At 71.8% G+C, this 21355-nt stretch carries 18 protein-coding genes and 1 pseudogene; 13 read left to right on the top strand and 6 right to left on the bottom strand.

The window, feature by feature from the left end; genetic code table 11:
* Window positions 1-171 precede the first annotated feature (171 nt).
* Window positions 172-414, bottom strand: a pseudogene (locus ACTXG6_RS31370) (TetR family transcriptional regulator); the annotation flags it as partial.
* A gap of 203 nt (window positions 415-617) precedes the next feature.
* Entirely contained in the window at window positions 618-1214 is a 597-nt protein-coding gene (locus tag ACTXG6_RS31365; RefSeq protein ID WP_445183017.1) for a TetR/AcrR family transcriptional regulator, read from the bottom strand.
* A 218-nt stretch (window positions 1215-1432) separates the two neighbouring features.
* Here ACTXG6_RS31365 and ACTXG6_RS31360 point away from each other — a divergent pair, with 218 nt between their 5' ends.
* From ACTXG6_RS31360 to ACTXG6_RS31310, 11 genes are all read left to right on the top strand, one after another.
* Complete coding sequence (locus ACTXG6_RS31360; RefSeq protein ID WP_445183016.1) at window positions 1433-1885, top strand: (2Fe-2S)-binding protein; 453 nt, start codon at window positions 1433-1435, stop codon at window positions 1883-1885.
* Complete coding sequence (locus ACTXG6_RS31355; protein ID WP_445183015.1) at window positions 1872-2831, top strand: FAD binding domain-containing protein; 960 nt, start codon at window positions 1872-1874, stop codon at window positions 2829-2831. Before ACTXG6_RS31360 ends, ACTXG6_RS31355 begins: the two co-directional genes overlap by 14 nt.
* Window positions 2831-4999 carry a xanthine dehydrogenase family protein molybdopterin-binding subunit gene (locus tag ACTXG6_RS31350; protein WP_445183014.1) on the top strand — a complete coding sequence of 723 codons (2169 nt, stop codon included), beginning with the start codon at window positions 2831-2833 and terminating at the stop codon, window positions 4997-4999. Before ACTXG6_RS31355 ends, ACTXG6_RS31350 begins: the two co-directional genes overlap by 1 nt.
* Before the next feature lie 317 nt (window positions 5000-5316).
* Entirely contained in the window at window positions 5317-5739 is a 423-nt protein-coding gene (locus tag ACTXG6_RS31345) for a phosphonate C-P lyase system protein PhnG (protein ID WP_445183013.1), read from the top strand.
* Window positions 5736-6359: a phosphonate C-P lyase system protein PhnH gene (gene phnH / locus ACTXG6_RS31340; protein ID WP_445183012.1), complete on the top strand. Its 624-nt coding sequence runs from the start codon at window positions 5736-5738 to the stop codon at window positions 6357-6359. The genes ACTXG6_RS31345 and phnH overlap by 4 nt, the downstream gene beginning before the upstream one ends.
* A 91-nt stretch (window positions 6360-6450) precedes the next feature.
* Window positions 6451-7596 (top strand): carbon-phosphorus lyase complex subunit PhnI, encoded by a 1146-nt coding sequence (locus ACTXG6_RS31335; protein ID WP_445183011.1) that lies wholly within the window; start codon window positions 6451-6453, stop codon window positions 7594-7596.
* Window positions 7596-9425 (top strand): alpha-D-ribose 1-methylphosphonate 5-phosphate C-P-lyase PhnJ, encoded by a 1830-nt coding sequence (locus ACTXG6_RS31330; RefSeq protein ID WP_445183010.1) that lies wholly within the window; start codon window positions 7596-7598, stop codon window positions 9423-9425. Before ACTXG6_RS31335 ends, ACTXG6_RS31330 begins: the two co-directional genes overlap by 1 nt.
* A 6-nt stretch (window positions 9426-9431) precedes the next feature.
* The gene (locus ACTXG6_RS31325; protein WP_445183009.1) at window positions 9432-10181 is read left to right on the top strand and encodes an ATP-binding cassette domain-containing protein; all 750 of its coding nucleotides are present in this window, start codon (window positions 9432-9434) and stop codon (window positions 10179-10181) included.
* Window positions 10178-11425: an alpha-D-ribose 1-methylphosphonate 5-triphosphate diphosphatase gene (locus ACTXG6_RS31320; RefSeq protein WP_445183008.1), complete on the top strand. Its 1248-nt coding sequence runs from the start codon at window positions 10178-10180 to the stop codon at window positions 11423-11425. Before ACTXG6_RS31325 ends, ACTXG6_RS31320 begins: the two co-directional genes overlap by 4 nt.
* Window positions 11419-12249: an inositol monophosphatase family protein gene (locus tag ACTXG6_RS31315; protein ID WP_445183007.1), complete on the top strand. Its 831-nt coding sequence runs from the start codon at window positions 11419-11421 to the stop codon at window positions 12247-12249. Before ACTXG6_RS31320 ends, ACTXG6_RS31315 begins: the two co-directional genes overlap by 7 nt.
* Window positions 12246-12857 carry an HD domain-containing protein gene (locus ACTXG6_RS31310; protein ID WP_445183006.1) on the top strand — a complete coding sequence of 204 codons (612 nt, stop codon included), beginning with the start codon at window positions 12246-12248 and terminating at the stop codon, window positions 12855-12857. The genes ACTXG6_RS31315 and ACTXG6_RS31310 overlap by 4 nt, the downstream gene beginning before the upstream one ends.
* A 10-nt stretch (window positions 12858-12867) precedes the next feature.
* On the opposite strand, the gene ACTXG6_RS31305 is transcribed toward ACTXG6_RS31310, so the two are convergent.
* From ACTXG6_RS31305 to ACTXG6_RS31290, 4 genes are all read right to left on the bottom strand, one after another.
* Complete coding sequence (locus ACTXG6_RS31305) at window positions 12868-13599, bottom strand: GntR family transcriptional regulator (protein WP_445183005.1); 732 nt, start codon at window positions 13597-13599, stop codon at window positions 12868-12870.
* 87 nt (window positions 13600-13686) lie between these two features.
* Window positions 13687-15273 (bottom strand): phosphonate ABC transporter, permease protein PhnE, encoded by a 1587-nt coding sequence (phnE, locus tag ACTXG6_RS31300; RefSeq protein WP_445183004.1) that lies wholly within the window; start codon window positions 15271-15273, stop codon window positions 13687-13689.
* Between the two features lie 99 nt (window positions 15274-15372).
* Window positions 15373-16170, bottom strand: coding sequence for a phosphonate ABC transporter ATP-binding protein (gene phnC, locus ACTXG6_RS31295; protein ID WP_445183003.1), 798 nt, complete (start codon window positions 16168-16170; stop codon window positions 15373-15375).
* Window positions 16167-17111 carry a phosphate/phosphite/phosphonate ABC transporter substrate-binding protein gene (locus ACTXG6_RS31290; RefSeq protein WP_445183002.1) on the bottom strand — a complete coding sequence of 315 codons (945 nt, stop codon included), beginning with the start codon at window positions 17109-17111 and terminating at the stop codon, window positions 16167-16169. Before ACTXG6_RS31290 ends, phnC begins: the two co-directional genes overlap by 4 nt.
* Before the next feature lie 338 nt (window positions 17112-17449).
* On the opposite strand from ACTXG6_RS31290, the gene ACTXG6_RS31285 reads away from it, so the two are divergent.
* Both ACTXG6_RS31285 and ACTXG6_RS31280 read left to right on the top strand, forming a co-directional pair.
* A complete protein-coding gene (locus ACTXG6_RS31285) occupies window positions 17450-18169 on the top strand; it encodes a DUF5995 family protein (protein WP_445183001.1) in 720 nt (239 codons plus the stop codon).
* A gap of 73 nt (window positions 18170-18242) precedes the next feature.
* Window positions 18243-21254 (top strand): helix-turn-helix transcriptional regulator, encoded by a 3012-nt coding sequence (locus ACTXG6_RS31280; protein WP_445183000.1) that lies wholly within the window; start codon window positions 18243-18245, stop codon window positions 21252-21254.
* Window positions 21255-21355 lie beyond the last annotated feature (101 nt).

Raw genomic sequence — 21355 nt, 5'->3', positions numbered from 1 at the left:
TGTGCCGCCCAGGACGAACTGGCGCATTCCCATGTCGTGTGCGGGGTTGTCGGCAGACGTCTCGATGAACCGCACCAGCCCGGTCCAGGCGTCCTCGGATTCGGCGACCTGGCGAGCGTTAATCTCGATGTCACGCAGTCGCGGCTCGTAGACTACGTAGATCAGCTCGTCCTTGTTCTCGAACCCGCGATAGAGCGTGCCCACTCCGACGCCGGCGGCCGCGGCGACGTCGGCCAGGGTGGCAGACAATCCCTTGGTGGCGAACACCTCGCTGGCCACCTCGAGGACTCGCTTACGGTTGGCCAAGGCATCGCTACGTGTTCGCCGCGAGCGTGTCACGGACGCCTCGCTGGCATCATTCACTTGGAGAGACCAACAGGAACAAAGCTTCCGGACATGCAAGCTGAGTTGCATCAAAAGGCGACCAGCTCGCGCGCTATTTCTCAGAGATTTCGCTACCACCGCTGATTGACTCCCGCTATTTCTCCGGTTCGCGACAAAGGCGGGGAGGCTGCCCGAAAAGTCACCTCCCCGCCCGTCGGTCAGCCCCAGGCGGTGTTCGCCACGCTGGCCACGACACCCACCTTGGCCTGGCCTGATCCTGGCCGGCCAACGGATCAGTGGCCGGCGCATCTGTTGTCGGTGTGCATTCCTCGCCACAACAGGTCGGTGAGACTCACCGTCTGAGTCCGCCAGTCGCCGCTCGGGTCGAGGTAGAGCAGGCCGGCCAGTCCGCGCAGGACCGTCTGCGGATCCAGGTCCGCACGGACGGATCCGGCCTCGACGTTGGCCTTCAACAGCGTGGCGACCGCGCCGACCATGGCCTGCTGGGCGGTCACCGGCAGTTCCCCGTGGGACGCCTGGGACGCCGTCGCGGCGCGCAGGGCGTCGGCAAGGCCGCGCTTGGTCATCATGTAGCGCGCCAGGTGATCGGTCGTCCAGATCCGGAAGGCCTGTTCCGGGGTGTGGATCTCGAGCAGGCTCGGTACGACGTCGACGAGGTGTCGCACCTCGCGCTGGTAGACCGCGAGGATGAGTGCTTCCGGGGTGGGGAAATGCCGGTACACCGTGCCGACTCCCACCTCGGCCTCCTTCGCGATGGCGTTGAACGAGACCTCGCCCGACCGGGCCAGCGACTCCGCCGCCACGGTGAGGATGCGCTCGTGGTTACGCCGGGTGTCCGCGCGCCGGGGGCTGACCGATCCCGTCGTCATCGTCGCTCCCTGTGTTGGCTCGCTGGTGGCGGAATGTAACCCACGTCGACTGACTTACACCGAGGTCAGCACTCGTTGCGAAGCGGATTGTAATCCGCTAGCCTCACCGGGTGAAGCGGATGAATATCCGGTTCAGCTCGGCGGCAGACCGGACGTCGTCGCCACCACCACGAGCCACCTGTCGGGCGCCTATCTGGGCGATCCGCGGAAAGAGATCAGTGGACATCTCTCTCATAGTCAACGGTAGTACGGCCCACCTGAGCGTCGACCCAGGCGTGACGCTGCTGGACGCGTTGCGGGAACGCCTCGACATCACCGGTCCCAAGAAGGGCTGCGACCGAGGACAGTGCGGTGCCTGCACCGTGCACGTCGGCGGCCGGCCGGTGCTCTCCTGCCTCACCCTGGCCGCCACCGTGAAACAGCCGGTGACCACGGTGGAAGCACTGTCCACAGGGGACCAGCTGCACCCGGTCCAGCAGGCGTTCCTCGACCAGGACGCCCTGCAGTGCGGGTTCTGCACCCCCGGGCAGGTCATGTCGGCGGTCGCCGCGATCGAGCAGGGCGTCGAGGACGTCCGGGAGTTCATGTCCGGCAACATCTGCCGCTGCTCGGCCTACCCGAACATCGTCGCGGCAATCGAACAGGCGAGGCGGGCTGATGCGTCCCTTTGAGCTCACGGCACCCACGACAGTCGAAGCCGCGCTCGCCGCGCCCGGCACGTTCCTCGCCGGCGGCACCACGCTGGTCGACCTGATGAAGCTCAACGTCCTCACGCCGCGGCACGTCCAGGACATCAACGCGCTGCCACTGCGCGGCATCAACACCACCGACGGGCTGCGGATCGGCGCGCTCGAGCGGATGAGCGACATCGCGGCGCACCCCGGCGTATACCCGGTGATCTCCCGCGCCCTGCTGTTGAGCGCTTCCCAGCAGCTGCGGAACATGGCCAGCATCGGCGGCAACCTGTTGCAGCGCACCCGCTGCACGTATTTCCGCGATGTCGCCATGCCGTGCAACAAGCGGCATCCCGGCAGCGGCTGCCCCGCCGTCTCGGGGGCCAACCGGATGCACGCCCTGCTGGGCACGAGCGACTCGTGTGTGGCGACCCACGCCAGCGACGTGGCGGTCGCCCTGGTCGCGCTCGGCGCACAGATCCGGCTGGTCAGCGCCACCGGAAGCCGCACCGTCGAGCTGGCCGACTTCTACCGCCCGCCGGGTGACTCCCCCGAGGTGGAGAACGACCTGCGCCCCGGTGAGCTGATCGCCGAGGTCCTGGTCCCTCGGTTGGACTGGGCTTCCCGGTCGACGTACGTCAAGGTGCGGGATCGGCAGTCCTACGAGTTCGCGCTGTGCTCCGCCGCGGTCGCGCTGGACGTGCGGGACGCGCGCATCGTCGACGCCCGGGTGGCGGTCGGCGGCGTGGCCACCGTGCCGTGGCGGCTGGAGTCCGTCGAGGCGGCGTTGCGCGGCGCGCCGGTGAGCCTGGAGTCCTTCGAGGCCGCCGCATCCGTGGCGGCCGACGGTGCCACGCCGTTGTCCGCGAACGGTTTCAAGGTGTCCCTGCTCAAGCGGACCGTCGTCCGCGCACTGCTCGAACTGACCGAGGGGAACCGCTGATGACCAGCCGGTTGGACGGCGCACTGAAGGTCACCGGCCGCGCCAGGTACGGCGCCGACCACAACCTTCCCGGCATGGCCTACGGGTACGTGCTGCTCAGCACGATCGCGCACGGCGAGGTCGCGGCGATGGACGTGACGGCGGCGAAGAGCGCGCCGGGCGTGCTCGGCGTGTACTCGCCGTTCGACCCGCTGGAGCTGCGCACGCCGGCAACGTTCCTGGGCGAGACCTGGGTTCCGCTGCAGGACCGGGAGGTCGCCTACTACGGCCAGCCGATCGGCTTTGTGGTGGCGGAGACCTTCGAGCAGGCCAGGGACGCCGCCATGCTCATCGAGGTGTCCTACCACGCCCGCCCGGCCCTGACCTCGCTGACGGACGGCCTGGCCTCGGCCGAGGACGCACCGCCGGCCATGGACGGTGCGCCGCCGACGATCACGGTCCTCGCCGACGGGGTGGAGTCGATCGAGGAGGCGCTGGCGGCGAGCCCGGTGGTCGTCGAGGCGACGTACTCCACCGCGACCCAGAACCACGCCGCGATGGAGCCACACTCCGCGGTGGCGGTGTGGGACGCCGACGGCCTGACGATCTACAGCGGCAACCAGGGCTCCGACCTGCAGGCGTCCGAGCTGACCGCTGCCCTGGTGCCCGAGCCGCTGTCGGTGCACGCGGTGAACCCCTTCGTGGGCGGGGCGTTCGGTGGCAAGGGCCGCACCTCCGTACCGGCGTTCCTGGCGGCGTCGTCGGCCAGGATCCTCGACCGGCCGGTCAAGGCCGCGCTGACCCGGGAGCAGGTCTTCACCGCCACCGCCGGCCGGGCCGCGACCGTCCAGACGATCACCCTCGGCGCGGACCGGACCGGCACGCTGATCGCGCTGCGGCACGACTCGATCTGCAGCACGCCGGCGGACCGGTCGTTCGTCGAGCCGACCTCGCACGGCACCTCGCGGGAGTGGTACGCCACCCAGAACCTGGCGATCAGCCAGAAGATGGTGCCGCTGCACATCCCGCCGACCACGTTCATGCGGGCGCCCGGCGAGGCACCCGGGTCCTTCGCGCTCGAGAGCGCGATCGACGAGCTCGCGGTCGAGCTGGGCATGGATCCGATCGAGCTGCGCATGCGGAACAACTCGGCCGCGCCGCCCGGCAACGACCTGCAGTGGTCGAGCAAGCACCTCGACGAGTGCTTCCAGATCGGCGCGGCTCGGTTCGGCTGGGCGCAGCGCTCACCGCGCGGGCACACCGATGGCGACTGGCTGGTCGGCATCGGCACGGCCACCGCGATGTTCCCCGCGCTGCGCTTCCCGGCCACCGTCGAGATCACCCTGCTGGCCGACGACACCGCCGAGGTCACCACCAGCGGGGCGGACCCTGGCACCGGCCTGCTGACGGTCATGTCCATGGTCGGCGCCGAGTCGCTGGACATCGCGCCGGAGCGGGTGACGCCGAGGCTCGGCGACTCGGCACTGCCCCCCGGTGGCCTGTCCGGCGGCTCGACCGCCACCGCCAGCGTGGGCACCGCGATCATGCTCGCCGCGACCAAGGTCCTCGACGACCTGCAGGCCCTTGCCTCGTCGCCGGGTGCGCCATTCGAGGGCAGGGAGGTCTCCTACGCGGACGGTCAGGTACTGGTCGCCGGCGCGGCGCTCACGTTCGGCGAGGTGCTGCGGGCGATGGGCCGATCCTCGCTCTCCGCGAAGGGCTCGTCCGCCCCCGGCGAGGAGCTGACTAAGCACTCGTTCAGCTCGTTCGGCGCCCAGTTCTGCGAGGTCCGGGTGCACCGGTGGACCCGGGAGGCGCGGGTGTCCCGGCTGCTCGGCGTGTTCGACGCCGGCCGGATCATCAACCAGCAGATGGCGCGCAGCCAGCTGATCGGCGGCATGATCTGGGGCGTTTCGGCCGCGTTGCACGAGGGCCTGGAGATCGAGGAGAACGGCCGGCTGGCCAACGGCGACTTCGCCGGCTACCTGGTGCCGGTGAACGCCGACATCCCCGACATCGACGTGCATTTCGTCGAGTACCCGGACACGCTGCACAACGCTGTCGGTGCCAAGGGCATCGGCGAGATCGGCACTGTCGGTGTGGCGGCGGCCGTCGCCAACGCCATCTACAACGCCACCGGCACCCGGGTCCGCCACATCCCCATCATGATCGAGGACCTCCTGGACTAGTGCCCTGAGTCCGAGGTTCGTTGCCAGTGTCCGGTGATCCAGATGGATGCATCGCAAGGCGGAGGAGTGGCCGATACCGCTGTTGTATCGGCCGCGACGACAACGCCGCGAGGCGCCATCTGGGCGCCGGAGACTGGTGACAGAGTTCGGACTCAGGACACTAGTGCCCTGCCGCGGTCTGTCCCGACGAGGCGATACAACCGCCGGGAGTATTCACCTGGTGGCACCGTGGTCGTGGCCGGGCCGAAGTTGTTTGGACCAGCTGGCGGCGCAGTGTCCCGGTCATGACGCGGGTGAGCAGTGCATTCAGAGCTGGTTTGAGTGCCGAGCAGCGGTGTGAGCTGCTGGCCTTGGCCGAGTCGGCTGAGCTGTGCGAGCTGGCTGACGCCTGCCTGGCCGGCGGTGCGCCGGTGCGGGTGTTGGTGGGGCCCGAGGTCGGGTGTGTGTCCACCCAGGTGCGCGAACCGGTAGCAGGCCACCGCTTCCTGCTGGGGGACGTCCTGGCCTGCCGGGCCGAGGTGGACCTGGCCGGGGAGCGTGGCTGGGCGATGCGGCTGGGTGAGGACCGTGCCGCGGTGCTGGCGGCGGCGCTGCTGGACGCCGAGGCCCGCGGCGGCGGCCCGATGGCCGAGCGGGTGGCCGCGCTCTGCCAGCGGGTGGCCGACCGGGAGGCCGAGCGGTCGGACCGCGAATGGGCGCAGCTGGCGCCCACCGTCGTCGAGTTCGAGGAGTTGAGTTGACCGTCACCGACCTGACCCCCGACACGCGAGCGGCCTTGTCGCCGGCCCTCTCCCGGCAGGTCTTCCGGGCCGTGTTGGACGCGCTGGCACGGCCCGGAGCGCCGGCTCGGCTGCCGGTCACCGCGGTGCCCCGGTCCAGCGATGCGGCCGGGCTGCCGCCCGTCCTGCTGCCGATCCTGGCGCTCGCTGACCTGGGAACCGGGATCTGCGTCCTGGATCGGGCTGACACGCCGACGCGCTGGGGCGAGGTGTTGGGCACCGCCACGTCGGCGCCCCAGGTGCCGCTGGAGCGTGCCCGGCTGGTCGCGGCCCTGCGCCCGATCACCCCAGCTGAGGTCGGCGCGCTGCACCGGGGCACTCCGATGGCACCCGAGGACGCCGCATTGGTCGCCGTCCCGGTGCTCGGGTTGGCCGGTGGGCCCCGGCGATGGCTGCTGTCCGGACCCGGGGTGCCCGGGCGCCGGGCGGTGGCCCCGAGCGGTGTGCCGGACGGGTTCGTGTCCGCCCGGGCGGACGTGGTGCAGCGCTACCCGAGCGGGATCGACGTGCTGCTGATCGCGCCGGACGGCCGGCTGGTCGGCCTGCCCCGCGGCACCACCGTCGAGGAGGAGGGGAACTAGTGTCCCGCGGTATTCGCCAGGGCGGCAACGCCGCCAGGCGTCATCTGGGTGCCGGAATTATTGCGCAGATTTCCGGCGGGGGGCACTAGAGATGGGGTACTCGGGGGCACGCGGTGGCCTGGACGCGATCCTGGCCGCCGAGGACCTGGTCCGACGGTCGCGGGACCAGTCGCCGGCTCCGTGGGCGCCGACCGAACAGGTGATCGCGCGGTTCCGGCTGGCGGTGGACCGGGTCATGGGCGAGGCGGGGCTCTACGACGAGGGCAGCGCCGCGGCCGCGTTTCGGCAGGCGGAGGGTGACCCACTGGAGGCGTCGCACCTGTTGCGCGCCTACCGGTCCACGCTGCCGCGCCTCGCGGTCGGCGAACCGGTCGACCCGGACGAGCTGCTCATCCTGCGGCGCATCGTGCCGGCGTTCCGGGAGCCGGACGGGCCGCAGCTGCTCGGGCGCACGACGGACTACACCGGTCGGCTGCTGGAGAAACCGACCACCCGGCCGACACCGACCGGCACCACGAACGGCACCACGAACGGCACCACGAACGGTACCGCGAACCGGGCCACCTCGACGCGGGTACGCACTGATGCCCAGCGCCACCCGCGCCGGTTCCTGGACCTGCTGCGTGAGCTGGACCTCGCGGTGGACCACCGCGACGGCACCGACCCGGAACCGTTCGACATCACCCGGAGCCCGGCCCGGCCGCCCGCCCCGCGCTCGGCGGCGCTGGCCGCGATGGCCCGCGCCGAGACCGGCGCGCTGGTGGCGCTCTGGTACCGCTCGATCCTCGGCCCGGACGGCGATCTGCACGAGGTGACCCTGGGCGAGGTCCGGCACGGGCGGCTGCCGCTGCGGGTCCGCCACCCGCACACCGGCAACCCGGTCCAGATCGGGGAGTTCCGGGTGACCGAGGCGGAGGCGATCGAGGACCTGGACGGTGTCGAGGAGGACCGCTCCCGGTTCGACGTTGGCTACGGGCTGTGTTTCGGGCACAACGAGCGCAAGGCCATCGCGATGGCGAACCTGGACATCGCCAACCGCCGGTTCGGCCGCAACGGTCCACTGGAGCAACTTCTGCTGCTCACCACCGACGGGCTGGACTCCGGCGGCTTCCTGGAACACCTGAAGCTGCCGCACTACGTGACGTTCCGGTCGATGGTCGAGCGCAAACAGGCGCTGCAGGCCAACGCACGCAACGAGCCGGCTCGGCGGTCCGAGCCGGCCGGGAGGGCCTGCTGATGACCACGACCGGCGCACTGCTCACCGAGCTGGACACCGGCGCCGAACCGGTCGGGCTGCTCGACGAGGGCGCCAAGCGGGAGATCCGCCGCGCCGCGCTGACGGCCGTCTGCGTGCCCGGGTACCAGGTGCCGTTCGGGTCCCGGGAGATGCCGGTGGCGCGGGGCTGGGGGTCCGGCGGGTTGCAGGTCACGCTCGCCGTGATCGGCGAGGACGACACCGTCAAGGTCATCGACCAGGGCGACGACGGCGGCGTGAACGCCGCGAACCTGCGCCGGCTGATCGCGACCAGCACCGGTTGTGCCGAGTCCGCCGACACCCGGGAGGCCACGGTCGTGCAGACCCGCCACCGGGTGCCCGAGGAAGCGATGACCGCCGGGCACCTGCTGGTCTACCAGGTGCCGGTGCCCGAACCGTTGCGCGGCGTCCAGAAATCGGTCGCCGAGTGTGCCCGGATGCACGCGGAGGCGGACTACTCGGCGATGTGGGTCAGCCTCTACGAGGACCTGGTGCGCAACGGCATGATCACCAAGAGCACCGGCTACCCGGTGCTGGTCGGCGGCCGCTACGTCATGGCCACCACGCCGATCCCGCGCTGGGACGTACCCCGGCTGCACCGGAGCGAGCAGCTGAACCTGTTCGGCGCCGGACGGGAGAAGCGGATCTACGCGGTGCCGCCGCACACCGACGTCACCCCGCTGGCCTTCGACGACGTGCCGTTCGAGGTGGAGCATGCGCCGGGTGCCCGGTGTCGGCGCTGCGGCTCCGACGACGCGTTCCTGGTGGAGGCCGGCGCGCGCGGCGGGTACGTGTGCAGCGATACCGAGTGGTGTGCCCGGGTACAGGCCGGGGACGCCGACCTCGCCGCGCACCGCGACCGGGCGCCGCTGAGCCTGCGCCCGGATCCGGGCCGGCGGGCGCTCGACACCCGTACCGCCCCGGTTCGGCCGGCTCCGGCTCGCCGGGTCCGTTCGGCGGGCAGCCCGGAGTGGGCATTGCGGGTGGACGGGATGGGCAAGGTGTTCGGCGCCGTCGGAGTCGACCCGGACGGCACGGTCGCCGGTACCGGACCGGCGCACGGCACCGCGATCAGCCCTACCACCGGCGCCGTGGTGGCCGCCTGGGACGTGTCGTTCGACGTGGCTCCCGGTGAGGCACTCGGCCTGATCGGCGAGTCTGGCTCCGGCAAGTCGACCGTGCTGGCCTGCGTGATCGGTGACGAGGTCGCGACCCGCGGCGAGGTCCGGCTCGCCGAGGTGGACGACGGGCGGACCGACGTGCTGCGGCTGTCCAGCCCGGACCGACGGCAGCTGCGGGTCGCCACCATGGCGGTGGTGCACCAGAACCCGGCGGTGGGGCTGGACCTGGGGGTGAGTGCCGGCGGGAACATCGCCGAGCGGCTCACCGCGGCGGGCTGGCGCGGTTACCACGACATCCGCCGCCGCGCCGCCGAGCTGCTGGACCGGGTGGAGATCCCGCTGTCCCGGATGGACGACTCGGTGCGCACCTTCTCCGGCGGCATGCGCCAGCGGGTGCAGATCGCCAAGGCGCTGGCCACCGAGCCGCCGGTGCTGCTGCTGGACGAACCGACCACCGGCCTGGACGCCTCGGTGGCCGCCGGTGTGCTGGACCTGTTGCGCGCGGTGCTCGCGGAGCGGGCCGTCGCGGCCGTGGTGGTCAGCCACGACTTCGCGGTGATCGAGGCGCTGACCGACCGGACCATGGTTATGCAGCTGGGGCGGGTGGTGGAGCGCGGTCTCACCGACCAGCTGTTCCACGACCCGCACCACCCCTACACGCAGCGGCTCGTCGCCGCCGCCAGGAGGTGAGTGGCCGTGCCTGAACAGCCACCGGTGCTCTCGATCCGCCGGCTGCACAAGTCGTTCACCCTGCACACCATCGACGGGCGCACCGTGTCCTCGCTGCGTGGCGTGGATCTGGACGTGCACGCCGGCGAGCACGTCGCGCTGGCCGGTGCCAGTGGCGCCGGCAAGTCGTCGCTGCTGCGCTGCGTGCACCGCAGCTACCTGCCGGACTCCGGCTCGGTGCGGCTGCTGGCCGGCGCCGGTTCCGACCCCGTCGAGCTGACCTCGCTGGACGACAGGGCGATGGCGCGGCTGCGTGGCCGGGAGTTCGGTTACGTCACCCAGTTCCTGGCCGCACCGCCGCGCACCGGGCCGCTGGAGGTGGTGGCCGGCGCGGCCGGGCGCCGGGGTCTGGACCGGGTGTGCGCGGTGGAGGCCGCCGCCGGGGCGCTGCGCCGGCTGAACCTGGAGGAAGCGCTGTGGGACGTGGACTGCTCGCTGCTCTCCGGTGGTGAGCGGCAGCGGGTGAACCTGGCCGCCGGCACGGTCTGCCCGCCCCGGCTGCTGTTGCTCGACGAGCCGTTCTCGGCGCTCGACCCGGCGAACCGGGAGGCGGCGCTGCAACTGGTGGCCTCGCTGGCCACTCGGAGTGTCGCGGTGCTTGCGGTGTTCCACGAGCTGGACGCGATGCGCCGGCTGGCGTCGCGGGTGGTGCTGCTGCGGGACGGGCGGATCGCGGGCGAGGGCGCCCCGGAACAGATGGTGGAGGCGATGGCGTGAACACCGGGCTGTACGAACCGAGGGTCGAGCATTGGACGCTCGGCACCCCGCCACCGGACTACGTGCTCGGCCACGTCCGGGCTGTGCTCACCGACCGGATCGTGGAGGACGCCCTGGTCGTGGTGCGCGCGGGCACCGTCAGCGCGGTCGAGCCGCACCGACCGGGAGTGTCGGCCGACGTGGACGGCCAGGGCCTGCTGTGTGTGCCCGGGCTGGTGGACGTGCACAGCGATGGGCTGGAGAAGGAGCGGCTGCCCCGCCCGGGCGCCGAGCTGCCGATCGAGTTCGCGCTGCTGTCCTTCGAGGGCAAGTTACGGGCCGCCGCGGTGACCACCGCGTTCCACGGCGCCGGGTTCGAGGAGAGCCATGGCCGGGGCCTGGCCCGTTCGGTGGCCGGCGCGGAGCAGGTGTGCGCCGCCGTGGACGCCCGGGTGGACGGGTTGGTGGATCACCGCATCCTGTACCGGCTGGACGTGCGCTGCCCGGAGGGCCTGGCCGGGCTGCGCCGCCGGTTCGCCGCGATGGCAGGTGCCGGCGCGGGCACCGCACTGGTCTCGCACGAGGACCACACGCCGGGGCAGGGCCAGTACGCCGACCGCGCCTACTACGAGCGGTACCTGATCGGCACCAGGGGACTGGCCGCGGCGGAGGCCGCCCGGCACGTCGACGACCTGATCGCCGACCGCGGCGGCCGGCTGGACGTGCGTGCGGAGGCACTGGACTGGCTCGGTGAGCTGGCCCGGGGCGGCCGGATCCGGCTGCTCGGACACGATCCCAGCTCGGCCGGTGAGATTGACGAGCTGCTCGCCCGGGGCGGGGCGGTGGCCGAGTTCCCGACGACGCTCGCCGCGGCGCGGGCGGCCAGGGAGCGCGGTCTGCCGGTGGTGATGGGCGCGCCGAACGTGCTGCGCGGCAGCTCGCACAACGGCAACGCCTCCGGCCGGGAGCTGGTGGCCAGGGGACTGGTCACCGCGCTGGCCTCGGACTACCTGCCCTCGGGTCTGCTCGCCGCGGCGTTCGCACTGGCCGGTGACCGGGTGGTGGACCTGCCGGCGGCGATCCGGCTGGTCACCGACGGCCCGGCGCTGGTCGCCGGGCTGCCGGACCGGGGCCGGCTGGCGCCCGGGCGGCGCGCGGACCTGGCGCTGGTCGCGCCCGGGGCGCGTTGGCCGGTCGTCCGCGCGGTGCTTCGAGCAGCGACATCCACAGCGACATACAGCTCGACACAGGTGCCGCCGTGCTGACCAACGCGGTGTGGCCGGTGCCCGAACCGGACATTCCGGCCGGGACCAGCGCGGTGCTGGCCGAGGTCACCCGCGCCGCTGTCACCGCGTTCGGGGCGGCCCGACAGAGCTATCGGCGGGAGCAGCTCGGCGAACAGGTGCGGATCGGCGCCGACGGCACCCCGACGACGCTGTTGGACATCCTGGTGGACACCGCGGTCGCCGAGGTGATCGACAGGCACCGGGTGAACCTGATCAGCGAGGAGATCGGGGTGATCGACCACGGCTCGGCGTTGACCCTGGTGGTGGACCCGGTGGACGGCACCGCCAACGCGGTCGCCGGCGTGCCCCTGGCCAGCTTCGCCGGTGCGGTCGCCGTGGACGGCGTGCTGACCGAGGCGTTGACCTGCTGGTTGGACACCGGGCGATGTTGGCACGCGGCGGCCGGCCAGCCGTCGCGGTACCGCACCAGCGGGCGCCGCGAGCTGGACGGTGCCGCGGTGAGCCTGCTGCGCCCGCACGGTCAGGACGACGACTCGTGGTGGCGGGTGGCCAGGCGAGCCGCCAGGGTGCGCATCCTGTCCAGCAGCTGCCTGGAGGCGGCACTGGTCGCCGAGGGCGCCACCGACGCGTTCGCCGACGCCGGATCGGACACCCACCGGATCATGGACCTGGCCGCCGCCATGCTCACGGTGCCGGCCGCCGGAGGAGCGGTACTGGACGCGCACGGCCGCCCGCTGGAGATCAGCACCGACCTGTCCCGCCGCTGGTCCGGCGTGGTCGCCGCCACTCCGGAACTGGCCGAGCAGATCGCCGACACGATCACCGGAGAGGCCACGCCGTGAACCCGCCGATTGGGTCCGAGCCACTGACCACCGACGAGCTGGCCGCACTGGTCGACGGGCTGGTCGGGCTGCCGTACGGCGGCGAAGCGGTCGACCAGCGCACCCACGCCCTGCAGACCGGCTGGTTCGCCGCCCGGGCCGGGGCCGACGACGAACTGCTGCTCGCCGCCACGCTGCACGACGTCGGTCGGGCGGAGCCGGTGCGCGCGGCGTGGCCAGGGCTGCCGCACGAGGCGGCCGGCGCGCGGTTCGCGCTGGTCAGGCTCGACTCGCCGAGGATCGCCGGGGTGATCGCGGGCCACGTGCCGGCGAAGCGGTTCCTGGTGGCCACGGACGCGGGTTACCGGGCGCTGCTGAGCCCGGTCTCGATCGCCTCACTGCGCCAGCAGGGCGGCCCGATGGACGCGCGCGAGGTGGCCGAGTTCCGGGGCCAGCCGATGGCCGCCGAGGCAGTACTGGTCCGCCGCTGGGACGACGCGGCCAAGGACCCCGACGGGCCGACGCTGCGCCTGGCCGACCTGCTCGCCGCCCACCGCCGCTTCCAAGCCACCCGCCGCCCCGCCCCCCAGCACCAGCACTCCCGCGAGTCGGGGCTCCCAGCACAGTGAGTCGGGGCTCTCAGCCCATGGCGGCGGGCACGGTGTCCTGCAGCTCGACCACAACCCGCACCGCATCGGCCCGGGTCCACGCCGTGCTGGCCATCAGTCCGCGGCCGGTCTCGCCGTCCCGACTGACGCTGTCCACCTGCCACACCGGCACGCTGGCCTCCATGCGCAAACCACGCAGCACGTCCTCCGGCGGGATGTCGAAGCTGACCCGGCACCAGGCCCGCACCGGGCACACCCGGCCCATCTGGCGCAGCACCAGGTCGATCGACTCGACGGCGTGTACCGCCAGGTCCAGGTCCGGGGACACATCCACCGGGATCCATTCCTCGGTCCAGGACGCGAGCAGGTCATCGATGTAGAAGTTGCGCACGATCCGGTACGCCGCGGTACCGGCCGGGCAGTCCAGTTGTTCGGCGCGCCCGGCCGGTAGCACCGTCCGCTGTACCGACTTGACCTGCGAGCGAGGTGTGGCGCCGGCGGCGGCGACGGTGGCGTGCCAGGACGGCGGCCGGCTGTGCGAGATCACGTAGTCGATGCGCCGGTTGACGAACGTGCCGGCGCCCTGCACCCGGCGGACCAGCAACCGGCGCTCCAGCTCCTGCAGCGCGGAACGGGCGGCGGCCCGGCCGACCCCGAACCGGTCGGCCAACTCCGGTTCACTGGCCACCCTGGCGCCCGGCGGACAGTCGGCCAGCTCGATGGCCAGCCGATTGGCGATCTCCAGATACCTCGTAGAGGTCATGCCGCAGACGATTCGCGCCCAGCTTGTCCGGATGACCTCGTTCCGGCCACCGTGGGTACCCCGGGAGGTAAACATTCGAGGCAGTTGTCAGCGAACGACCCGGCGCAGCCACAGCGCGAGCAGCTCGACGAGCAGCACGGTGCCGAACACCAGCAGCAAGATCGTGGTGACCATGCCGAACTCCAGTACCCGGGAGGCACCGAGCAGGTCGAACCCGATGCCGCCGGCGCCGACAATGCCGAGCAGGGTGGCCGAGCGGATGTTCACGTCGAGCTGGTAGAGCACGTGCGCGACGAACGCCGGCGCGGCCCTCGGCAGGGTGGCGGCGAAGAACACCTGCCAGCGGGTCGCGCCGGTGGCCCGCAGCGCATCCTCCCCGCCGGGGTCCACTTCCTCCAGCGAGTCCGCGACCAGCTTGCCGAGCAGCCCGATCGCCCCGACGCACAGTGCCAGTGTCCCGGCCACCGCGCCGAGGCCGGTGATCACCACGAACACGATCGCCAGCACCAGCTCCGGCAAACCGCGCACCAGCACGATGAGCACCCGGAATGCACGGGCAACCCGAGGGCTCGGCGCGACGTTCCGGGCCGCCAGCGCGCCGATGGGCAGGGCGAGCGCGGCGCCGAGCACGGTGGCTGCCAGCGCGATCTTCACCGTCTCCACCAGGTCCCCGAGCAGGGTCGGCAGCAAACCGCCGGTGTCCGGTGGCCAGAACAGCGTGGCGGTGTGGCCGAGGTGGCCCAGCGCGCCGAGGAACTGTGCGGGTGACAGGTCGGCGCCCCACACCGAGGCCAGCACCACGGCGGTAGCGAGCGCGAGGAAGCCGGTCCGGCGGATCCGGGCCGCCGTCCAGTCGGGCCTGACCTGGCCGGGCCCCGCCGAGGGAGCCGAGTCGGAACCGCCGCGCAGCAGTGCTCGCCGGATTGCCCCGGACAGCAGCTCGACCAGCACGCAGAGCAGCAGCACCAGCAGCGCCATCGCCATGCCGCGCCGGTAGTCCAACCGCTGCAGCGCGGTCGCGATCGCATAGCCCAGCCCGTTCACCCCGACGAAGCCGAGCACCACCGAGATGCGCAGGTTGATGTCCAGGCGGTGCAGCGCGGTCGCGACGAACGCCGGCGCCACCTGCGGCAGGACCCCGGCCAACAGCTCCTGCAGCCGGCCGGCGCCGGTGGCCCGCACGGCCAGCCGGGGCCCTTCGTCGATCTGCTCGATCGCGTCCGCGTAGAGCTTGCCCACCATGCCGACTGAGTGCAGTCCCATCGCCAGCACCCCGGTGATCGCGCCCAGGCCGAAGATCCGGAAGAACACGATCGCCAGCACGACGTCGGGCATGGCCCTGGCCAGCACGATCAGTCCCCGGGCGGCCGGCCGGGCGGCGGGGCCGGGCGTGGTGTTGGCCGCGGCGAGAACCGCCAACGGGGCGCTGATCAGCACCGAGAGCACGGTGGCCGACACCACGATCGCCAGGGTGGTGCCGCTCAGCGCGAGCAGCTCGCCCGGCGGCGGGAAGTCCAGCGGGAACATCCGGCCGGCGAAGTCCACCGCGTTGTGCGCGCTGTCCGCCAGCGTGGCCAGGTTGATCCGCAGGTCGCCGATCGCCCACAGCCCCAGCGCGACCAGCACCCCGATGACCAGCCACGCGGCGCTCCCAGACCGGCTGGGCCGAGCCACCAGCCGCCCGCCGGCTGTAACCGGCCCCGCGCTCACATCACCCCCGTGAGCGGTACTGGTCGCCATAGCGACCAGTACCACTCACAGGCTCTGAGCTCGTCATACGGCGGCGGCCAGCGGGGAGGCGGGCACAGCGCCGAGCCTGGAGTACAGGGCCATCGCCTGGTCACGGCTCAGACCGAGCACCGGGGCGTCCATGACGACCCGGCCGGCGCGCAGCCCGATCACCCGGTCTCCCCAGCTCAGCGCCAGGTCCACCTGGTGCAGGCTGCACAGCACGGTGAGCTGGCGCTCCGAGCTGATCTCGCGGATCAGCCGCATGATCTGCACCGACGACTCCGGGTCGAGGGAGGCCACCGGCTCATCGGCGAGCAGGATGTCCGGCCGCTGCATGAGCGCGCGGGCCACCGCGACCCGTTGCTGCTGACCGCCGGAGAGAGTGTCGGCCCGTTGGAACGCCCGGTCGCCGAGCCCGACCCGCTCCAGGTGGCCCAGCGCCTCGTGGCGGACGTGCCTTGGATAGCTGATCAGCCCGAGCCGGGGGCCACGCAGCCCGCCGAGCGCGCCGGTGCACACGTTCTCCAGCACAGTCAGACTGGAGATCAGGTGGAACTGCTGGAACACGAAGCCGATTCGCCTGCGCAGCCTCCTCAGCTCGCCGGCGCCGGCGGTGCCGACGTTGGTGCCGTGCACGGTGACGGTGCCCGCGCTGGGCCGCTGCAGCCCGTCGACATGGCGCAGCAGGGTGGACTTGCCGGACCCGGACAGGCCGAGCAGCACCACCACCTCGCCGGCCCGCACGCTGAGCGACACATCGTCCAGGCCGAGGATGTCCGGGCCGAACCGCTTGCTGACGCGGTCGAACCGCACGACCGGTTCGTCACGCTCCCCGCTCACGCGGCCCCGCACTGCTTGTCCCGGGTTGTGGAGCACACCTTGCGCACGCCGTCGTAGAAGGAGTCGTCGACCTTCACGTAGCCCCAGTCGCCGGCGTCGTCGACTCCGGTGCAGCTGGTGGCGCAGATCCCGTTGGCGTTGACGTAGTCGACGTTGGCCTTGGTCTGGAACACGTCGGTGATCTTCGCCTTGAGCGCCGGGTCGAGATCGTCGCTGATCGCGACCGGGGAACCGGGGATCACGTCGGACCGCCACAGCACGCTGACCTGGCCCGGCTTGAGCTGGCCCTTGCTGGGCAGGATCTTGTCCACCATGTAGTCCTCCGCGAACCCGGCGTCGCACTGGCCACTTGCCACCGCGAGCACCGAGGCGTCGTGGCCGCCGGTCATCACCGGCGTGATGTCCTTGTCCGGGTTGATGCCGGCGTCGAGCAGGGCCGCCGACGGGTACAGGTGGCCCGAGGTCGAGTTGGGATCCACGAAGCACACCTTGTGGCCCCGGAGGCTGGCCAGGTCGTGAATCGGTGAGCCGGCCGGCACGATGCCGTAGGAGCGGTAGCCGGACTGGCCGCCCTTGGTGGACAGCTGCGCGGCGATCGGGCTGGCCTTGACCCCGGTGTTGCGGGCCAGCACGTAGGACAGCGGGCCGTACTGGGCGATGTCCACCTTGCCGCTGCGCTGCGCCTCGATCACCGCCGCATAGTCGGTGGCGGGCTGGAACTGGATCTTCTTACCGGTTTCCTTTGCCAGCAGGGTGATGAGCGGTTGGTAGGCCTGTTGCAGGGTCTGCGCGTTCTCCGAGGGCACGGCGGCGAAGACCAGGACGTCGGGGTTGCGCGCGCCGGCCGACTGGGGCGCCGCGCTCTGCCCGCAGGCGGCCAGCGCCAGCACGGCGGCGGCAACGGTCAACGCTCTGAGGGCGCGACGGGGGAGGAAGGACATCTGGGCCTCTCTTACTGCGCCGCCCACGTGCCGGGCGACATCGACGGGCTCGACCTCCTCGAGAGTGCGGGCACCCGATGCCACCGTCACCACGCCCGAGTTACCGGGAGCCGAACAACCGGGGCCACTTGCGCTCGCCCGACCGCATGAGCTGGTGGCGCCCTGCTCCGGCGAGCCGGCGGGACCCGGGCGCCTGGGGTTTACACCCCCGGCGGTTCGGGGGTGTGCACCATCGAGCGTCCTGCCGAAATGGCCCATTCTTGGCGGCAGGATCGATGACCAGGGGGCCTGTTGTGACTGTGACTGACCAGCGCCAGACCGGTAATGCTGGACCGGGTGTGCCGCTCCTGACCATGCCCAGTGACCCGCCGGTCGACGTGCCGGGCGTGCTGGCGCGGTTGGACGCGTTGCAGGACATCGCGGAGCAGCACCCGCCTCGGTACGGCGAGGATGGCCTGGCTTGCTTCAACTACCTTTATCGCGAGATCACCACCGAGGTGTGGGAGCAGATCCAGAAGAACGAATTCCGTAGTCGGGAGTTCATCACCCGGCTCGATGTCGAGTTCGCGAAGCGCTACTTCGCCGCGGTTCTGCCTCGTACGGACGGCCGACCGGTGCCCGAGTCGTGGCAGGTGCTGCTGGAGCGCCGGTCGGAGCCGGAGATCAATCGATTCCAGTTCGCGGTGGCTGGAGTCAATGCGCATGTTGACTTCGACCTGGCGTTCGCGCTGCTCAGCACGTGTCGAGCGCTCGGCCGGCCGTTCGGGGAGGACGAGCGCGCCGACTACAACCGAATCAACCAGATCTTCGCCTCCCACATGCGCGCGCTGCGGCGCCATTTCGAGGACTGGTGGATGCGTGTGCTGGACGGGGGACTTCTGGCACTCGCCGCCGACGAGGGAGGTGAGCTGGCGGTCATCGTCGCCAGAGATGCCGCCTGGAATCGGGCCAAGCGGCTGGCGGGATTGACCGGGCGCGATTTCGATGTGGAGAGCGCGGAAATCGATCACCGGACGGCCATCGTCGGCCGGGTGCTGCTCGAGGTTCCGCTGTTGTGACCCGGGCCGTCCCGCCGAGCCCTGGCCGTTGCTCGGGTGACTGAGTACCGTCTCGCCAGTGGGGGAGGGGGGAGTGACCGGTCAGCTGGTCGGGCGGGACGCCGAGTTGGCCGAGTTGGTGGCCGATTTCCAGGCCGCCGGGGCGGGCCGGATGGCGGCCGTCGTGCTGGGCGGCGATGCCGGCGTCGGCAAGAGCCGCCTCGTCAGCGAGTTCACCGGGATCGCCGGGGCCGCGGGTGCCATCGTCCTTGCCGGGCGTGGGATCGACATCGCGGATGCGCCTCCGTTCTGGCCGGTGATCTCCGCCCTCCGGCACGGTGTTCGCTCCGCTCCTGATCAGGAGATCGCGGACCTGCTCGGCCCCAGGCTGGCACTGCTGGATGACCTGTCCGCCGAACCCGGGCCCAGGGTGCAGATCCTCGAAGCGCTCCACCGGACGGTCGTGGAGCTGGCGGACCGGCACGTCGTCGTGCTGGTCATCGAGGACCTCCAGTGGGCGGATCGCTCCACCCGGGACCTGCTCGTCTACCTCGTGGCCAGTTTGACCACCGAACGTGTGCTGCTCGTCGGCACCCACCGCAGTTTCGCGGCGGGTGACGCGCCAGGGCTGGCCGGCATGCTGGGGGAGCTGCGTCGACACCGGCAGGTGTCCTGGCGCGAGATCGCCCCCTTCCCCCGCACCTCGCTGGCGAGCTTGGTGGAGACCTGGGCACCCGACCGGCCGGGCCTGGAACCAATGGTGTGGCAGCGATCGGCGGGCAACGCGTTCATCGCCGAGGAGACGGTGCGCGCGGTACTCGCCGGCGACGCGCTCGGCCTGCCCACCACCCTTCGGGAGCTCGTGCTGAACCGCGTGGGCTCGCTGCCCGCCGCCGCCCAGGGCGTGACTCGTGCGGTTGCCGTGAGCAGCGGCCCGCTGCCACACCCCCTGCTGGCCGAAGTCCTCGACGTCCCCGAACCGGAGCTGTTGGAGGCGGTGCGAGCCGCGGCCGCGGCCGGCGTGGTGGTGGTCGACGATGAGTTCGAGGGCTACCGGTTGCGGCATGGACTGATGACCGAGGTCGTGGTCGCCGACCTGCTGCCGGGTGAGCGGATCGAGCTGCACCGTCGTTACGCGACCGCGCTGTCCAAGATCGCGGAGACCGGTCCGGGGCGAACTCCGCACCGGGGACAGCGGGCGGGCAGGGACTCCGACCACGCCGTCGCCGCGCTGGCGTTGAGCGCCCGGTTGGCTCACCACTGGCAGCTTGCCGGCGCCCCGGAGCGCGCGTTGGACGCTGTGCTGGCCGCCGCCACGGCAGCCGAGCGGATCCGGGGCCATGCGGAGGCACACCGGCACTGGGTGCGCGCGGCGGAGCTCACCGCCCAGGTCCCGGCCGAGGACTGGGTGGTGCCTCGCCCGGAGTGCTGGGAGCGCGCGGCGGAAGCCGCTCACCTCGCCGGTGAGCACGACGACGCCGTCATGCTGTTGGAGCAGCGCCTGGCCGAGCCGTCGGTGTCCGACAACGTGACATCCGCGCTGCTCACCGCCCGGATGGGCCGGTACCTGTACGCGGCCGGGCACAGCGGCCGAGCCAAGCGCGCCTACCGCACGGCGTTGTCACTGCTGCCCGAGCACGGCGCGGATGCGGAACGGGCCGAGGTCCTGGCCGGGCATGCGGCCGTGTTGTTGCAGGGCGGTGAGTTCGCGGCGGCGAGGTCGGTCGCCAGACGTGCGCTCCGGCCCAGCCGGGCGGCCGGGCTGCCCTCGGTCGAGGCGAGAGTGCTGGCCATTCTGGGGTTCAGCCTGGCCTACCTGGCGGACACCGAGAAGGGGTCCGACGCGATGGTCGAGGCCTTGGCGGTGGCGGAACGGACTGGCGCTCCGACAGCCATCGGCGAGGCCTATCTCCGGCGGGCCGAACTGCTGTCCGGCCCGCTGAACCAGCTCCTCGCGGGTGTGGCATGCGCGCGGAGTGGGGCGGAACGGGTCGCGGAACTGGGGTTGTCCCGCACGGCCGGGGTGGCGCTGCTGGCGCTGGCCTCCAACGCGCTGTTCCGGCTGGGACGCTGGGACGAGGCCGAGAAGGCGGTTGCCCAGGCGTGGGAGCTCGAGCCGACCGGCGGGGAGGCGCTCGAGGTACGGCTGGCCCGGTGCCGGCTGGACGTCGGACGAGGCCGGTTCGCCTCGGCGGAGAACGACCTGGAGGCGGTCGAACTGCTGACCGGCTCGTCGGTCGGCCCTCGGCACCGGATCCCGCTGCTGATTCTGCGGGCCGGTCTGGAGATGTGGCGGGCGCGCCCGGAGCTGGCGGTCGGCTATGTCGAGGAAGGGCTCGGGCTGGTCGAGCTGGGGGAGGTTGACATCTGGCTGGTGGCCCCGCTGCTCTGGCACGGCACCCGGGCATGGGCGGAGACCACTCGGCTGGGGTTGGCACCGCTGTCCGCCGAGCAGGTGCGGCGCCTGCGTGGGCACTGTGCCGAGATGGTTCGGCGCAGTGTCATGACGGTACCGGCGGTGCGGGATGTGGTCGCGACTTTCGCCGCGATGTGCGACGCGGAGGTGACCAGGGCCGAAGGGCGGTCCGACCCCGAGATCTGGGCGCGGGTCGCCGACCTGTGGGACCAGCGTGAACACCCCTATCCAGCCGCGTATGCCCGACTGCGGCGGGCCGAGGCGCTCCTCGCCAGCCGCGCTCGGTCGGCGGCGGCCACTCGGGAACTGGTACTTGCCGAACGCACGGCCCGCTCCCTGGACGCCGGGCCGTTCCTCGCCGAGATCACCGATCTGGCCCGGCGCGCCCGGGTCCAGCTCGACGCACCGGATTCCGACGATGAGGATTCCGACCATGAGCACATTCCCTCGCCGAGGACAGGCACCGCATCTGCTCTGGACGCGCTGACCGCCCGTGAACGGGAGGTTCTCGACGAGTTGGCCTCCGGACTGACCAACCGGGAGATCGCCGGTCGGCTGTTCATCAGCGAGAAGACCGTCGGTGTTCACGTCAGTCGGATCTTCGCCAAGATGGGTGTGCACAGTCGGGTGCAAGCCAGTGCGTTCCTGCACCGTTCAACTCCGCCGGATGGCGGGCCCGGGTCCGGCTGACGGCTCGCCGCGGCCGGCGCCGCGCACGGGCGCGGGTTGATCCGAGACGCCTCCGCTCACCGAAATACGGCGTCCTAGGGTGCCGGCGTAGGGCGTTCTCC

Source organism: Pseudonocardia sp. Cha107L01, assembly GCF_052566575.1.
The sequence above is the reverse complement of the archived record's forward strand: the minus strand, read 5'-3'. Positions and strand labels throughout refer to the sequence as shown.